Source organism: Vibrio sp. WZ-1, from assembly GCF_052037695.1.
Classification (GTDB): Bacteria; Pseudomonadota; Gammaproteobacteria; order Enterobacterales; family Vibrionaceae; genus Vibrio.
Genome location: NZ_JBQEQR010000035.1, coordinates 15,714 through 31,085, shown reverse-complemented (window position 1 = coordinate 31,085; position 15,372 = coordinate 15,714). Strand labels below are relative to the sequence as shown.

Sequence of the window (15,372 nt, the reverse complement as noted above, 5' to 3'; positions counted from 1 at the left end):
AATGTTTGAATTGACTGTGCTGAATCTTTCGATTCAATGGTCACTTCGTTTCATTGAAACCTAATTTGAAACCGAAGTTTCTAATTGGATTATCATCAACGAGTGCCCACACAGATTGATAGGTTCTTATTTTTAAAGAGCTTTTCTAACATTTTCAGCAACTTAGTCACTCGTCGTTAGGGGTGCGTATCTTACTTCACACCGTGAGAGAGTCAAGTACTTTTTCAAATTCTTTTTCTCTATTCCCGACTCGCTGTGTGACTTTCGTCTCACTCCGTGTCGGTGGATGCGCAGTATAGGGAATCCAGAAATGAGCACAAGTGTTTTTTGCAAAAAAAAACTCAACCGCACAAATAACGAGCACTTTGCATAGATACCCAACAATATTGTCTAATTTTTCAGGTTATAAAGGGGCATTTCTCGAATAAAAACCCTCCCGCTGCCATAAAAGATCATCGATTAATGGAATCTTTTCCTTGATGGAGCTTGGTTGTTCTCTCCTGTTTCTCTTTCTACTTATATAGAGGCTATAAAAAAAGAGCAGAACGATAACGAACTGCTCTTTGGTCTTTGCTTTTTACTTGGGGTACTTCAGGTGAAGTCTTGGAAATGTTTTTCTTCTATATAGAAGAAAAGATCAGAGCATCCTTGCCCTTCTCTTTACGACAGATTAGTTAGGGGTATATCTAAATGCCGTTATTGTTCGATGATGCATTGAGCTCGTAAGAGTGGAGCATGCTTGCATTCCCAATAGCATCATCTTTGATGAGGAACTTAGTTCTTCAGTACTTTTACGGTGTAGCTACCATCTTTTTGTTGGTATAGACCGTGGATGTCGGTTTCGAAACCTGGGTAATGCGCACCGATCTCACAAAGCATCTCTAGGAAGTCCAGCACTGGGCGAGACTCTTGAGTCACCATTTCACCAGGAAGTACTAGTGGCACACCTGGAGGGTAAGGAAGAATCATGTTCGCACTTACGCGTCCAACCATTTCTTCCAGTTTGATTTCTTCTACGTTGCCGCGAAGCTCTTCTTGCCATGCTGCGTGTGGTGTTACTTTCATTTCTGGAAGTACATCGAACGCTTTATACATTAGCTCTGGTAGGTTGTATTTCTTAGTTAGGTTATGAATTGCTTGTGCTAATTCTTGAACGCGCATGCCTTCATAGAAGCTTGGGTCTTCGTTGTATAGCGAAGGTAGGAAGCTCTTGATGGTTAGGTTCAAGTCGTAGCCACGTTTAAACTCAGTTAGACCGCGTAGCAATTGCATTGCTTTTGATTTGTCGATACCGATTGAGAATAGGAACAACAAGTTGTATGGACCTGTTTTCTCTACCACGATGCCGCGCTCATCTAGGAATTTAGCCACCAGCGAAGCAGGAATACCTGATTCTTCTAGTTCACCTTCTTTGTTCATCCCTGGAGTCAGTAGCGTTACTTTGATTGGGTCAAGATACATGTGGTTGTCATCCATGTTCTTGAAGCCGTGCCATGTATCGCTAGGGTCTAGTTTCCAACATTCAGTGGTGTCGATGTTTTCTGGTTGCCATACATCGAAGAACCAGCTGTCGCTTTCTGCTTCTAGACGTTTGATCTCTTTACGGAAGCGGATTGCGCGATCGATAGAGTCTTGCATCAACTTCTTACCAGTGTTGCCGCGCATCATTGCCGCTGCAGTTTCAGTAGAAGCAACAATGCCGTACTGAGGTGACGTTGAAGTGTGCATCATGAATGCTTCGTTGAAAGATTCTTTATCAAAGTCACCTTTCACGTGGATCATTGAAGCTTGTGAGAATGCCGCCAACAGCTTGTGTGTTGATTGTGTTTCGTAGAACACTTTGCCTGGCATTGCTTCACCACTCATACCGCATTTACCTTCGTAAATTGAGTTGAAGTTAGTGTAAGGCACCCAAGCACTGTCGAAGTGGATGTGTTTACAATCTAGCGACTCTTTGATGAATTGCGTGTTGTACAACAGGCCATCGTAAGTTGAGTTAGTCACTACTGCGTAACTTGGCGCTGTTGCACCTGGTGTTTTCGCAACTTTCTCAGCAATTACGTCACGGTTGAATTCACTTTGTGGAATACCACCAAGAATGCCGTATGCGTTGCGAGTTGGGCGGAAGTAGATTGGCGTTACATCACTCATCATCATTAGGTGAGTCAGAGATTTGTGACAGTTACGGTCAATCAGTACTGTGCTACCTGCTGGTGCTGAGTACATACCTACGATTTTGTTCGATGTAGACGTACCGTTCGTTACGATGTAAGAGCTGTCTGCATTGAATGTACGTGCGATGTATTCTTCTGCATCTTTATGTGGACCTGAGTGGTCTAGTAGAGAACCTAGCTCAGGCATTGAGATTGATACGTCCGCTTTGAATGTGTTTGGACCGTAAAAATCGTAAAAGATGCTACCTGCAGGGCTTTTCTGGAATGCTGTACCACCCATATGACCTGGAGTACAGAAGGTGTATTTACCTTCTTCTACGTATTTGAATAGCGCTTTAGTGAATGGAGGCATGATGGCATCTTTGTATGCCTCTGTCGCTTGGTTGATTTTGATAGCGATGTCGTCAGCCATACCTAAAGCGTACTCGAAGAAGCTCACGTTTAGACGTAGGTCTGTTAGTGAAATGTCTAGAGTAGACTGTTCATTAGCAAATGCGTGAACAGGCAGTTTTTCGTTGATTTGGCTGATACGATCACATAGCTCTAGTGAGTATTTGTCCCAGTCGAACAGCACACCGCAAATGCGTGGGTTCATCTCAATCATTTTGATCAAGTCTTTATCATCTACTGGGTAAACCACTTCGTAGCCCGCTTTCTCAAGAGCAGCGTGAAGTTGACGAACTGGCTCTTCTTTAAAGAACACACCCATGTGGTTCAAGATAGCGAATATATTCATTTGGACATCTCCAAGGCGAATGAAGGCGCTCTTTGCCATTTACAGGCAATGAGTAAGGTGAGCGCCGAGTGAATTTGGGTTTTATGGGCTGGCACCGTAGTGCCAGCATTTTGGGGATTAGTTGCTTGCTTGAGCAGCTACGTCTTCGTCAGCATGAAGCTTCATGTACTGAGCTAGACCTGCTTTTTTGCTGTAGAACATCAAGATAACAAGAGACACGATGAAGGTTGCTGTTAGCGTACCGCCCTCTGCACCTGCTAGTGCGATGAAGCAGAACAGACAAGCCACACCAGAGAACAGCATTACGAAGCCGTTGCGTGTTGTCATACCTTCGAAGCGAATCAAGTTAATGCTTGAGTAGAAGTAAGGCAGCATAGTTAGTAGTACTGCGTCAGTTGTTAGCTGGTTGAACAGGTCTGATGCGTGTGCTGTTTTAGAGCTAAAGAACATCAGTACAACCATTAGCGCAGTCATCTTGATTGACGCTAGAACAAGACCTTTCTTAGGCACACCGTTTTTGTCAGTTTCACCGTAGATTTTAGGGAAGTTACCATCGTGCGCTGCACGTTTACCTGCTTCACCTACTAGCATCATCCAAGAACCTAACGAAGTGAAACATGCTAGAGCAGTGAATGCTGATACGAATGGCGCAGTCCAACTACCGAATAGTTCAGTCGTTGCTAGTGCAAATGGTGCACCTGATGCTGCAACTTCTGAAGCAGGGAACATGCCGCTGATCATTTGAGTAGATAGGATGTAAATCACACCTGCGATTGCTGTACCCAACATAGTTGCTAGTGGTACCGTACGTTTAGGGTTTTCTACCATACCAGTTGATACTGCAGCTGATTCTACACCTACGAATGACCATAGACAGATAAGAACCGCTGTTACTACCGCGTGGCTATCAGTACCAGCTGATACATTCCAGTTTTGGCTGTAAAGCGCAGTATCGAAGTGCGTCCAACCAAATGCAGCTGTACCAACAACTGGGATAAGGATAAGAACTAGACCAAGCGTACATAGACGGCTTACCCAGCTACCACCAAGTAGGTTGACGAAAGTGAAGATCCATACCGATGCAATCGTCGCAATACCTGCTGGAATTGGGTTATTAAGCACAGGGAAGAATACTGAAAGGTAAGAAACACCTGTAATGGCAATAGCCAGGTTACCAATCCAGTTCGCATGGTAATAAAGAACGCCCGTTTGGAAACCAAATACCGGAGACACTTCGCCTGCATAAGCGATAGGACCACCTTCTTGTGGGTTTTTGGTTGCCAGACGAGCGTAAACGAACGCTAGACTAAGTGCACCGATCAAACAGATCAGCCAACTAAAGATTGAAACAGAGCCTACAGAGGCAAGACTAGAAGGTAATAGTGCAATACCACTACCCATCATGTTACCGGCAACAACACCCGTACAGGCGATAAGGCCGATTTTTTTTGTATTCGATGACATAACATCTCCAAATCTATTCTACTCGAGTCCAAGTAACTCAAACTGAATGGTTATTAGCGAGATGCTATGAGGAAGAAGTCGCTCGACCTCGCTAAATTTCGAAGTGAAGACTACGCCCAAAATCTGCAAAAAAAATAAACTTAGGGTTATCAATAAAACAATTAGCCCACCGGTATAAAGTTGAGATAAACCTGATAAATCAAAAAACATAAAACCAATAAATACAACAACTTAAAGTGGCAGGTCAGGTATCTTTCTGAAATAACTAAAAACATCAACCTCAACAAATTTTCCATCAACATTATCAACCTCCATCAACATCAGGGAAAATTAACCTTAATTACCTAAACTGTTGATGACGACTTTTCCTACCTCTATTGCACTATTGACTTACATCAAACTTCCTTCCTGTTTCTCACGTGCTCTGCATAGAAACAAGCGTTATTGAGCATAAACAATTGCGTGGTTATGACAGATTTTATACCTAAATAACCTCTATTTGCTTGGTTCAGCAAGATTGTGTAGTCGATGCAACGATTGAGTTCCAATGGCTCTAACTTAAAAGCGTCAACAAAGAATGAGAGTTGAAAGCTTGTCACAGCATCTTGAAGTCACTTGAGTAGACGTAGATATGTAGAAGATGGGTTGGCAATAAAGCTAGATAAATGGATACAAGAGAGAATAGAGAATAGAGAATAGAGAATAGAGAATGAAAAGCCCTCCCCTCTTGTAAAGCAAGAGCAATATAGAGAAAGAGGAACATGTGGGGAGTAACGTAGCTACAAAAAGCCCCTCACCTAAGTGAAGGGCGAACTATCTTCGTTATCAAAAACAAGGTTACTACAGCATACGAACCACGGAAGGATGCACTGCACGGTACATGGCATAATCGATCGCCTTCATGTTGCTTGGGAACACCAAGTTCTCACACAACAAATACGTTTCGACTGACGTATCGATATAAAAAGCCTCACTGTACGACTCACTCGCCAAATCCAAATCACCATCAAGCTCGGCATGTTTACCACGAATCACGTAAGACAAAACTGAATCACGTAGTCCTAGTGCTTGGCGTAAATGGCGCTTTGCCAACTCAAGCTCACCTATGATGGTTTCATGTAGCGCTAAGGCTTCATAAATTCGAGGCTGGATAGGCCCTAGCATCATCTTGGTATTGGTCTCCAACTTGTCGCTAAGCTGCTGTACCCTTCCTTTTCGTAATTCCAACGCGGGGTCTAATGCTCTCTGAACATGGTAGGCAATTAACAGCTCTGCCTGAACATAAGCATTATCTGATTCAAGTTCGAGAATCTTCTCCATCAGATCAATACCGTGTTGGAACTGGTTCGCATCCGAAACATTTAGATAATGGTTAGCTTGGATAAACAACTCTAATGCTTCTGGGTTATTCGGCATTCCTGCCACCAGCACTTTCGACTTCAGTTTTGCGTCTGGCACTTTCAGCACCGTCATCAAATCTAAAGAAGCTTGCTGCAATACCGTCTTCAAGTGGTTGCTCGTAAGTGCATATTGACGACTGAATAGCACCTTCTCAGATGAATTATTTCGGTATTCCACTTCAAGAAAGTTACTACCATCGTTATCCCGAACGCGGACGACTACCGACTTACCCGGTACAATACCGTTGGTAAAAGCCGCTTTCTTAAGCATCACACGATAGTCACTAACCTGAGCTATATCAGCCATCAGCTTTTGTGCAAAGCCATCAGCCAATTCATAACTTAAATCCTCCCGACCAAAACTATCTTGGAACTTAAACTCAATTAAATGAGTGTCGATAGCTTGAGTGATGCGCACTTCTGATTGCTTATACGTAAACACGCCCATCACAACAACCAAGATGCTGATCCAGATGAAATTCATGACCCCTAAACGCCAAGGACTGATTTTATTTGGCTTACGTGGTGCCTTTTTCTCCTTCGACATCTCGCATACGGCACGAGTCAGAGGTCCAGCAGGAAAGGTTACTGCCGGTGCAGGTGCTTCAGGTAGGGCTTGTTCTTCGCTTTTTTCAACAAACGGAATAACATCATCATGCTCACAATGGCGACAAGCGAGAAACTCCTCATGAGTCATTGGTGTGACATTAGCGACGAGCTTATAACCGCGCTTAGGCACAGTGATTACATAGCTGATATTCTCTTCGCGTCCATCACGCAGCAACTTACGCAGCTCAAAGATCGACTGTGTCACCACTTGATCGGTGACAATCGCACCAGCCCAAACGTATTGGATTAGCTCTTCACGATTGAATACTTCACTAGCGTGCTCGGCAAGGAAATGCAGCAGATTAATTAAGCGTGGCTCAACGGTAACTTCCCTGTCTTGTCGATACAGCTTATTTTCATCAACGCTTAAAACCCAGTCATTGATTTGAAAATAGACTCCAACCATGTATGAAAACTCTCATATCTAACAGACAGCGTCGCTTTGGGAATAGGTGGGACTACGCATTCTTACAGTCGACTAAAAGCGAGATTATAGGGGCGAATGCGACTTGAACCTAGAAAAGCAAGCCGTCAAAAATGCAAACTTAAGTTAAGTAGCACATTACTCTAGCGCTGCGAGGATGGAACAATGGCTAGCATCATCGTTGTTGTGCCCGCAGCAAGCGTCATTTATCTTCTTTAAAGCCGCTCGAATTTTTGTCAGTTCAGCTATTTTTTCATCAATTAAAGTTAACTTTGCAGAAGTAATGGCTTTTACCTCTGCGCAGCTGTGTTCTGTCGCTTCTAATTTGATCTCAAGAAGCTCTTTTATTTCGTCCAAACTTAGCCCCAGCTCTTTCGCTTTCAGAATGAATCGAACCTGTTTTTGGTTTTCTTCATTATATAAGCGATAGCCCGACTCACTTCGCCCTGCGGGCTGAATCAACGCATTTTTCTCGTAGAAACGCAATGTATCGGCAGTCACACCACAGCGTTTCGCCAGCTCACCTATCTGAAACATAACTTTCCTTATTAACTATCTCGTTACTTTTAAAGACAAAGAACGATGTTTTTGCAATTATTTTTGAGATGCCAAACGATTGCGCGAGCTTTTTTGTAATAAATTAGTTAGAATACGCGCCATCAAATAGTGGAGACTGTTTTCTAGACAAGAAAACACCCTGCATAAGGTTTTTACCAAAACTGGCCAATATTTTACCCCAAGAGGTAAAAACAAGTTCATTTTTGGCAAACATCTTTAACTCCGTGAATTTGAGGAAAATGGAAGCATGAACAACGCTCGCCCTATTCGCCGTGCGCTTATCAGCGTATCAGACAAAACAGGTATTGTTGAGTTTGCACAAGCTCTTGCTGAGCGCGGTGTCGATATCCTATCTACTGGTGGTACTGCTCGTCTACTTGCTGAGCAAGGCATCGCTGTGACCGAAGTCTCTGACTACACTGGTTTCCCAGAAATGATGGACGGCCGCGTAAAGACGCTTCACCCAAAAGTTCACGGTGGTGTACTAGGTCGTCGTGGTCAAGATGATGATGTAATGGAAAAACATGGCATCAATCCTATCGATATGGTTGTGGTTAACCTATACCCATTCGCAGAAACCGTAGCTAAAGAAGGTTGTACCCTTGCTGACGCAGTTGAGAACATCGACATCGGTGGCCCAACAATGGTTCGCTCTGCTGCGAAAAACCACAAAGACGTGACTATCGTTGTGAACGCACACGACTACGACCGCGTTATCGCTGAAATGGACGCTAACGACAAATCTCTAACACTAGAGACTCGCTTCGACCTTGCTATCGCTGCATTCGAACACACGGCTTCTTATGATGGCATGATCGCTAACTACTTCGGCACTATGGTTCCATCTTACGGTGAGAACAAAGAAGGTGATGAAGAGTCTAAATTCCCTCGCACATTCAACCAGCAGTTCGAGAAAAAACAAGACATGCGCTACGGTGAGAACAACCACCAAGCAGCCGCATTCTATGTTGAAGCAAACCCTGAAGAAGCGTCTGTTTCTACTGCACGCCAAATCCAAGGTAAAGCGCTTTCTTACAACAACATCGCAGACACTGACGCAGCACTTGAATGTGTGAAAGAGTTCGACGAGCCAGCATGTGTGATCGTTAAGCACGCGAACCCATGTGGTGTGGCTCTAGGTAAAGACATCCTAGAGGCGTACAACCGCGCTTACCAAACTGACCCAACATCTGCATTCGGCGGCATCATTGCATTCAACCAAGAGTTAGATGCAGAAACAGCAACCGCTATCGTTGAGCGTCAGTTCGTTGAAGTTATCATCGCACCTTCTGTTTCCGCTGAAGCGATTGAAGTTGTTGCAGCGAAGAAGAACGTGCGCCTGCTTGAATGTGGCGAATGGTCAATGAAGACAACTGGCTTTGACGTGAAGCGCGTTAACGGTGGCTTGCTAGTTCAAGACCGCGACCAAGGCATGGTATCCGAAGATGACCTTAAAGTGGTTTCTCAGCGCCAACCTACAGCAGACGAGCTGAAAGATGCCCTATTCTGCTGGAAAGTAGCGAAGTACGTAAAATCTAACGCGATCGTTTACTCGAAAGGTGACATGACTATCGGTGTGGGTGCTGGCCAAATGAGCCGAGTGTACTCTGCAAAAATCGCAGGCATCAAAGCTGCAGACGAAGGTCTACAGGTTGAGGGTTGTGTTATGGCCTCTGATGCGTTCTTCCCATTCCGTGATGGTATCGATGCAGCAGCAGAAGCTGGCATCAAGTGTGTGATTCAGCCTGGCGGCTCTATGCGTGATGATGAAGTTATCGCAGCAGCAGACGAACACGGCATGGCGATGATCTTCACAGGCATGCGTCACTTCCGCCACTAATTAGTTTTTGGTCCTCCCCCTAACCAAGGGGGAGTTAGAGGGGGTCTGTTGTTCGCACACGACTTACCCCTCCCAACCTCCCCTTAATAAGGGGAGGAGCGAAATCAAAGGAAATATTATGAATATTCTTATCATTGGTTCAGGCGGTCGTGAACACGCACTAGGTTGGAAAGCGGCGCAAAACCCAAATGTTGAGACTATCTTCGTTGCTCCAGGTAACGCAGGCACAGCGCTTGAGCCTAAACTAGAGAACGTAAACATCGCAGTAGAAGACATCGCTGGCCTGGTTGCTTTTGCAAAAGAGAAAGCGGTTGAGCTGACTATTGTTGGTCCTGAAGCGCCGCTGGTTATCGGTGTGGTGGATGCTTTCCGCGAAGCTGGCCTACCAATCTTCGGCCCAACACAAGCAGCAGCGCAGCTTGAAGGCTCTAAAGCGTTCACTAAAGACTTCCTTGCTCGTCACCAAATCCCGACGGGTGCATACGCGAACTTCACTGAAATCGAACCAGCACTTGCTTACGTGCGTGAACAAGGCGCACCGATTGTGGTGAAAGCTGACGGTCTTGCTGCTGGTAAAGGTGTTATCGTTGCGATGACACTAGAAGAAGCTGAAGACGCAATCAAAGACATGTTAGCAGGTAATGCATTTGGTGATGCAGGCAGCCGCGTGGTCATCGAAGAGTTCCTAGATGGCGAAGAAGCAAGCTTCATCGTAATGGTGGATGGTGAGAACGTCTTACCAATGGCCACCAGCCAAGACCATAAACGTGTGGGCGATAAAGATACTGGTCCTAATACAGGTGGTATGGGGGCATATTCCCCTGCACCAGTCGTGACACAAGAGATCCATAACCGCATTATGGAAGAAGTGATTTACCCAACGGTACGTGGCATGGCTTCTGAAGGTAACCCTTACACTGGTTTCCTATACGCAGGTCTGATGATCGATGCAGATGGCACTCCAAAAGTGATCGAGTACAACTGCCGCTTCGGTGATCCTGAGACGCAACCAATCATGATGCGTATGGAATCGGATCTTGTTGATCTTTGCCTTGCAGCAATTGACGAAAAACTGGATCAAGTGGAATCAAAGTGGGATCCACGTGCGTCGATCGGTATCGTGCTAGCAGCCGGTGGTTACCCAGCGGCGTACAACAAAGGCGACGTGATTTCAGGTTTGCCACAAATTGAGATAGAAGGCGAGAAAGTCTTCCACGCAGGTACGGACAACAAAGCTGGTGATATTGTGACAAACGGTGGTCGCGTACTTTGTGCTACCGCGCTTGGCAATAGCGTATCAGAAGCACAACAACGCGCTTATGAGCTTGCAAAACAGATCAGTTGGGATGGTATGTTCCATCGCAACGATATCGGCTACCGTGCTATCGCACGTGAGGAAGAAAAATAAAAACAACTTCAGTTGGCTAAAAAGACAAAAGGCGCGTTAAGCGCCTTTTTTATTTGAATCAATAATATAAAGCATTAAGCTTACTCAGAGATCAGTTTTGGTCTCGGAATACAATCAAAGTTGTCATCATTCAACATCAACAATTCGTCGACGGTGGCCGTATTACGTGATTCTTTACCGATAAATGCAATGTAGCTATCCACTGACGCCAATCTATCAATCACAAACTGAGGCAGCGTCTGGTTAAACTCCAGCGTCGCAAACTCACGGCCTTTGCAAGTTTCAAAAGTTTCCCCATCCCAATAACCTTGGATTAAGCTCTGGCCTTCACGAGATAGTCCCTTGATTGAAGCAACCACATCATTCGCTTGCTTCTTGTAACGCTCTAGTTGATCTCGCTGTAGAGGCAGCACTTTACCGTTCATGCGGTATTGCTGGTAAATCGCATCACCATCTTTATTAAATCGAATGTGGATTTGAAAAGGCACCAATCCTTGCTTAGCATTGAGCTGCTGACCTTTTCGAATCAACTCTCTTAGCTCACCGTCATCCCAACGATAATCACTCTGATACGAACCATAATCACCCATCGTCACGTAGTCTGCTGCAGTGCTAACACGTGTCAAACGTTCAGTCATCCAATACAAACTAGTGGCATCACCCATGATTTTCCCGCCAGAGAAATGGGTAAACTGATCAAGATTTGGGGTTTCTACAGATGAACAGCCAACAAGAGCGAGGCCTGATAGAAGGAGTGAAGTGAGTAGATGTTTTTTCATGAAATTGCACCGAGGTAGGATACCTCGGTGCATTTTAACTTAGTTTACTGATTCTTTCAGCGCTTTACCTGCTACGAATGCAGGTACATTAGCTGCTGCGATTTGAATCTCGTCACCAGTTTTAGGGTTACGACCAGTGCGCGCTGCACGGTGGTTTACTTTGAATGTACCAAAACCAATTAGTTGAACTTGGTCACCCTCTTTAAGAGCGCCAGTAACACCCTCAAGAGTTGCTTCAAGAGCAGCTTTAGCTTGTGCTTTAGATAGGTCTGCTTTCTCTGCAATAAAGTCGATTAATTGGGTCTTGTTCATTAGGTTTCCCTTCTCATATGTTATCGAATTCATCTCACTCTAAAACATAAATGCCCCATCTGGCAAAGGTTTGTAAGCGATCTTTCGATTTTCTGACGTAGTTTTAGCCATAATATGAGTAATAACTCACAATTTGTTACTACTTGCGTAATAAAAGCTCTTGCTTTCTAATGCAATAAGACCGATTTATAAGGCAATTTTGCGGTTATAATCGCTGTAAAATACCGACTATCACATTACATTCAAGGGCAACTATGCTGCTGTTATCCATTTATATCTCTATTGCTATCGGCATTTCGTTTATCTGTTCGGTACTGGAGGCGGTACTACTGAGTATCAGTCCGAGTTACATTGCGCAGCTCAAACAACAGGGGCACCCTGCTTCAGCTCAACTAGAAAAACTGAAAGCAGACATCGACCGACCACTGGCTTCTATCCTAACGCTCAATACCATTGCTCACACTATTGGTGCTGCAACAGCAGGCGCACAAGCTGCGGTAGTCTTTGGTAGTGAAGCGCTAGGTATCTTTTCAGCGGTACTGACTCTAGCGATTCTTGTCCTATCTGAAATCGTACCTAAGACCATTGGTGCGACATACTGGCGCCAGCTTGCTCCTTCAGCAGCGGTATCACTACGTTGGATGGTATGGGCACTAACACCATTCGTCTGGTTCTCAGAGCAAATCACCAAGCGCCTTGCTCGCAATCACGAAGCACCGAAAATGCGTGATGAGTTGTCTGCAATGGCAATTCTGGCAAAAGAGAGCGGTGAGTTCGCGGAAGGTGAATCAAAAATCCTAAGCAATCTACTGGGTATTCAAGATGTACCAGTAACGCAAGTAATGACTCCGCGCCCAGTGGTATTCCGCGTAGACGCAACCATGACCATCAATGACTTCCTAGAGAAGCACAAAGAGACACCTTTCTCTCGTCCACTGGTTTACAGCGAGCAGAAAGACAACATCATCGGTTTCGTTCACCGCCTAGAGCTCTTCAAGTTACAACAATCAGGCAGCGGCCAAAAACAACTTGGTTCGGTCATGCGCCCTATCCAAGTGGTACTGAACAACACCGCTCTACCTAAAGTGTTCGACCAGATGATGACTCACCGCCTGCAGCTAGCGCTTGTGGTTGACGAATATGGCACAGTACAAGGCTTGGTAACACTAGAAGACATCTTTGAGCACCTATTAGGTGAAGAGATCATCGATGAAGCGGATAAGAGCACAGACATGCAAGAACTGGCTTACCAACGCTGGGAAAGCTGGAAAGAAAAACACGGCGTAATTGAAAGCCGCGATGACGATGAAGAAGAGGAACAACTGGAGAAGCAGGACAAAGAGCCAGAAGCTCAAGAGCCAACCAAACCAGAATCTAAAGAATCGTAATCAGCATTGGGCATAATCGCTCAAACGCAAAAACAAAAAAGGCATCCAATCTGGATGCCTTTGTTTTCTCTATTCAACGATTAAAGTGCGATGCCGATGTTACTCACGGCTTCTTCGCGTAGTTCTTCACGCAAATCTTTAATCAAGCAGATGTCACGCTCTACCGCTTCACGCAGTGGACGGAAGATAGCCCACTGAACATCCCACTCTTCACATACGGCTTCATTTTCTTTTTGATTGTCGTTGGTGATTGGTTCTGCCCCCTGCGCTTGCTCTAGGTCAGCAACGGTTTTTACCGACTGTTGGCTCACTTTAAGCATTGAATCGAAAAGGTAGTCGCGATCCAACAGACCATGCAGCAGCGTCGACAAACTTTGACACGCATCCATCGCCGGATAAACACCGTAGAAATCAAATTCGTCCGCACTTGGGAACAACTCTTCTAACTTCTCTAATTGACGCTCAAAGTTAATTTTCGCGTTCTTAACCGTCAGAATTTCCCATACACTATCAAGAATCGCTCGGTAAGCACGTGGCTCAGCAAATTCTGTATTCTCACAAAACATCGCATAGTTTGGATACATGCGTTCACACAGACACGCCATGAAGGTAATTTGTTGCCAAGGTTCTAGTTTTTCCAAACGAACCTGAAGAGGATTCTTAAGCATAGTCACTCAATCATTGAAGAAAAAAACAGCGAAAGTGTACTTGATTCATCACAGGGAAAAAAGTTAATGCAGCATCCAAATCAGATTTTCCTGCTCTCAGAGCATCGCGACACCTACGAAACGTTACTGGCAAAGAAGAACTTGCCCGATCTTTGCCTCACTGACCAACCTGAAGCGGCTCAGATCGTACTGGCGGATCCACCATTGCTATCACAAAGGTTAGACGAGTTTTCACAGCTTGAGTGGGTGCAATCCACATTTGCTGGGGTGAATGCTTTAATGTCACCGGATCTGCGCCAAGATTACACCCTGACCAACGTACGCGGTATTTTCGGCCCATTAATTGCCGAGTATGTGATTGGCTACTGCATTGCTCACTTCCGTCATTTCATGCAATACCACCAGCAACAACAGAGCAAGCAATGGCAACCGCATCTGTATACCTCGCTGCAAAGCAAAACCATGGTGATCCTTGGTACAGGCAGTATAGGTAGCCACTTGGGTAAAGCAGCACAATTGATGGGCATGAAAGCCATAGGAATCAATCGTACTGGTATCCCCACTTCTGGCGGTGAATTCAATCAAACTTTTCATATCAATGAACTCGCCAGTGCCTTTCACCAAGCGGATATCGTGGTAAATACGCTGCCGAGCACGACAGAGACGCAGCGCTTGCTCAATAGTGAAGTGTTAAGCCACCTTAATCATGCACTGTTATTTAATGTCGGAAGAGGCGATGTGATTGATGATGCGGGTCTATTACTCGCACTAAAGAATCGTTGGGTGGAACATGCTTTTCTTGATGTATTTGAACAAGAGCCGCTCTCACCACAGCATCCGTTTTGGAAACTTCCGCAAGTAACCATTACGCCCCACATTGCGGCGTTGAGTTTCCCTGAGCAAGTCATCGACATTTTTGCTGAAAACTATTTGAACTGGCGAGATGGCTTCTCTCTAAAAAACCAGATTGACTTTGATAAAGGGTATTAACCATCTTATGTCTTTAGAAACATTGCTGAAGCAAGTACGAGCCTGCCAGATCTGCGCAGATAGTTTGCCTTTGGGCGCAAACCCTGTCGTACAAGCCGCAAAAGAGGCTCGTATCCTGATCATCGGGCAAGCACCGGGAACACGCGTACACCAAACCTCGATACCTTGGAATGACCCAAGTGGTGATCGACTACGCCAATGGCTCGATATCGACAAAGACGTTTTCTACGACCCAAACAAAATTGCCATTGTCCCGATGGGCTTTTGCTATCCTGGCAGAGGTAACTCTGGTGATCTACCACCTCGGAAAGAATGCGCGCCCGCTTGGCATAAACAAATTCTTGAGCAACTGCCTAATATAGAGCTGACTCTGCTGATTGGTCAGTACTCACAGCAGTACTACCTCAACAACAAGCCAAAGACACTCACGCAAACCGTTAAGCAATGGCAGGATTGGGAGCCTGACTTTATTCCGCTTCCTCACCCTTCTCCGCGCAACACTCTGTGGTTAAAGAAGAACCCTTGGTTTGAATCTGACGTCGTGCCATATCTTAAAAAACGTGTTCATTCGATGCTTTAGGTTACCCATGATCTAATTACTTGTTTATCTGTACAAGGAAAT

12 protein-coding genes are annotated in these 15,372 nt (G+C 45.0%); 5 read left to right on the top strand and 7 right to left on the bottom strand.

Translation table 11 applies throughout. The features are described 5' to 3' along the window. Positions 1-774: 774 nt before the first annotated feature. From ACTS60_RS01120 to zntR, 4 genes are all read right to left on the bottom strand, one after another. The gene (locus tag ACTS60_RS01120; protein ID WP_440886809.1) at positions 775-2,910 is read right to left on the bottom strand and encodes a lysine decarboxylase CadA; all 2,136 of its coding nucleotides are present in this window, start codon (positions 2,908-2,910) and stop codon (positions 775-777) included. Positions 2,911-3,027: 117 nt separating this feature from the next. Continuing rightward, a complete protein-coding gene (gene cadB, locus ACTS60_RS01115) occupies positions 3,028-4,374 on the bottom strand; it encodes a cadaverine/lysine antiporter (protein ID WP_138954598.1) in 1,347 nt (448 codons plus the stop codon). 840 nt (positions 4,375-5,214) lie between these two features. Next, positions 5,215-6,789: a lysine decarboxylation/transport transcriptional activator CadC gene (gene cadC, locus ACTS60_RS01110; RefSeq protein WP_440886808.1), complete on the bottom strand. Its 1,575-nt coding sequence runs from the start codon at positions 6,787-6,789 to the stop codon at positions 5,215-5,217. A gap of 156 nt (positions 6,790-6,945) precedes the next feature. Continuing rightward, a complete protein-coding gene (gene zntR / locus ACTS60_RS01105; RefSeq protein WP_440886807.1) occupies positions 6,946-7,344 on the bottom strand; it encodes a Zn(2+)-responsive transcriptional regulator in 399 nt (132 codons plus the stop codon). Positions 7,345-7,612: 268 nt separating this feature from the next. Between zntR and purH the strand changes: the two genes are divergently transcribed. Together purH and purD are read left to right on the top strand one after the other, a co-directional pair. After that, positions 7,613-9,205 carry a bifunctional phosphoribosylaminoimidazolecarboxamide formyltransferase/IMP cyclohydrolase gene (gene purH, locus ACTS60_RS01100; protein ID WP_440886806.1) on the top strand — a complete coding sequence of 531 codons (1,593 nt, stop codon included), beginning with the start codon at positions 7,613-7,615 and terminating at the stop codon, positions 9,203-9,205. Between the two features lie 118 nt (positions 9,206-9,323). Next, positions 9,324-10,613, top strand: a complete 1,290-nt coding sequence (gene purD, locus ACTS60_RS01095) for a phosphoribosylamine--glycine ligase (protein WP_440886805.1) — start codon at positions 9,324-9,326, stop codon at positions 10,611-10,613. 80 nt (positions 10,614-10,693) lie between these two features. Here purD and ACTS60_RS01090 read toward each other — a convergent pair whose 3' ends face one another. Together ACTS60_RS01090 and hupA are read right to left on the bottom strand one after the other, a co-directional pair. Next, positions 10,694-11,392: a DUF1481 domain-containing protein gene (locus tag ACTS60_RS01090; RefSeq protein WP_440886804.1), complete on the bottom strand. Its 699-nt coding sequence runs from the start codon at positions 11,390-11,392 to the stop codon at positions 10,694-10,696. Between the two features lie 39 nt (positions 11,393-11,431). Further along, positions 11,432-11,704, bottom strand: coding sequence for a nucleoid-associated protein HU-alpha (gene hupA, locus ACTS60_RS01085; RefSeq protein WP_005433627.1), 273 nt, complete (start codon positions 11,702-11,704; stop codon positions 11,432-11,434). A gap of 254 nt (positions 11,705-11,958) precedes the next feature. On the opposite strand from hupA, the gene ACTS60_RS01080 reads away from it, so the two are divergent. Further along, on the top strand, positions 11,959-13,092 hold the full coding sequence (locus ACTS60_RS01080; RefSeq protein ID WP_440886803.1) for a CNNM domain-containing protein: 1,134 nt from the start codon (positions 11,959-11,961) through the stop codon (positions 13,090-13,092). 80 nt (positions 13,093-13,172) lie between these two features. Here ACTS60_RS01080 and ACTS60_RS01075 read toward each other — a convergent pair whose 3' ends face one another. Beyond that, positions 13,173-13,760, bottom strand: a complete 588-nt coding sequence (locus ACTS60_RS01075) for a YjaG family protein (protein ID WP_010444388.1) — start codon at positions 13,758-13,760, stop codon at positions 13,173-13,175. A 66-nt stretch (positions 13,761-13,826) separates the two neighbouring features. Between ACTS60_RS01075 and ACTS60_RS01070 the strand changes: the two genes are divergently transcribed. Continuing rightward, entirely contained in the window at positions 13,827-14,750 is a 924-nt protein-coding gene (locus tag ACTS60_RS01070; RefSeq protein ID WP_440886802.1) for a D-2-hydroxyacid dehydrogenase, read from the top strand. 7 nt (positions 14,751-14,757) lie between these two features. Then, the gene (locus ACTS60_RS01065) at positions 14,758-15,330 is read left to right on the top strand and encodes a uracil-DNA glycosylase family protein (protein ID WP_440886801.1); all 573 of its coding nucleotides are present in this window, start codon (positions 14,758-14,760) and stop codon (positions 15,328-15,330) included. Positions 15,331-15,372: the final 42 nt, after the last annotated feature.

Bases quoted from the DNA above. Each gene is read 5' to 3' on its own strand.
- ACTS60_RS01120 (WP_440886809.1), bottom strand. From the start codon at position 2,910: ATGAATATATTCGCTATCTTGAACCACATGGGTGTGTTCTTTAAAGAA.
- cadB (WP_138954598.1), bottom strand. From the start codon at position 4,374: ATGTCATCGAATACAAAAAAAATCGGCCTTATCGCCTGTACGGGTGTT.
- cadC (WP_440886808.1), bottom strand. From the start codon at position 6,789: ATGGTTGGAGTCTATTTTCAAATCAATGACTGGGTTTTAAGCGTTGAT.
- zntR (WP_440886807.1), bottom strand. From the start codon at position 7,344: ATGTTTCAGATAGGTGAGCTGGCGAAACGCTGTGGTGTGACTGCCGAT.
- purH (WP_440886806.1), top strand. From the start codon at position 7,613: ATGAACAACGCTCGCCCTATTCGCCGTGCGCTTATCAGCGTATCAGAC.
- purD (WP_440886805.1), top strand. From the start codon at position 9,324: ATGAATATTCTTATCATTGGTTCAGGCGGTCGTGAACACGCACTAGGT.
- ACTS60_RS01090 (WP_440886804.1), bottom strand. From the start codon at position 11,392: ATGAAAAAACATCTACTCACTTCACTCCTTCTATCAGGCCTCGCTCTT.
- hupA (WP_005433627.1), bottom strand. From the start codon at position 11,704: ATGAACAAGACCCAATTAATCGACTTTATTGCAGAGAAAGCAGACCTA.
- ACTS60_RS01080 (WP_440886803.1), top strand. From the start codon at position 11,959: ATGCTGCTGTTATCCATTTATATCTCTATTGCTATCGGCATTTCGTTT.
- ACTS60_RS01075 (WP_010444388.1), bottom strand. From the start codon at position 13,760: ATGCTTAAGAATCCTCTTCAGGTTCGTTTGGAAAAACTAGAACCTTGG.
- ACTS60_RS01070 (WP_440886802.1), top strand. From the start codon at position 13,827: ATGCAGCATCCAAATCAGATTTTCCTGCTCTCAGAGCATCGCGACACC.
- ACTS60_RS01065 (WP_440886801.1), top strand. From the start codon at position 14,758: ATGTCTTTAGAAACATTGCTGAAGCAAGTACGAGCCTGCCAGATCTGC.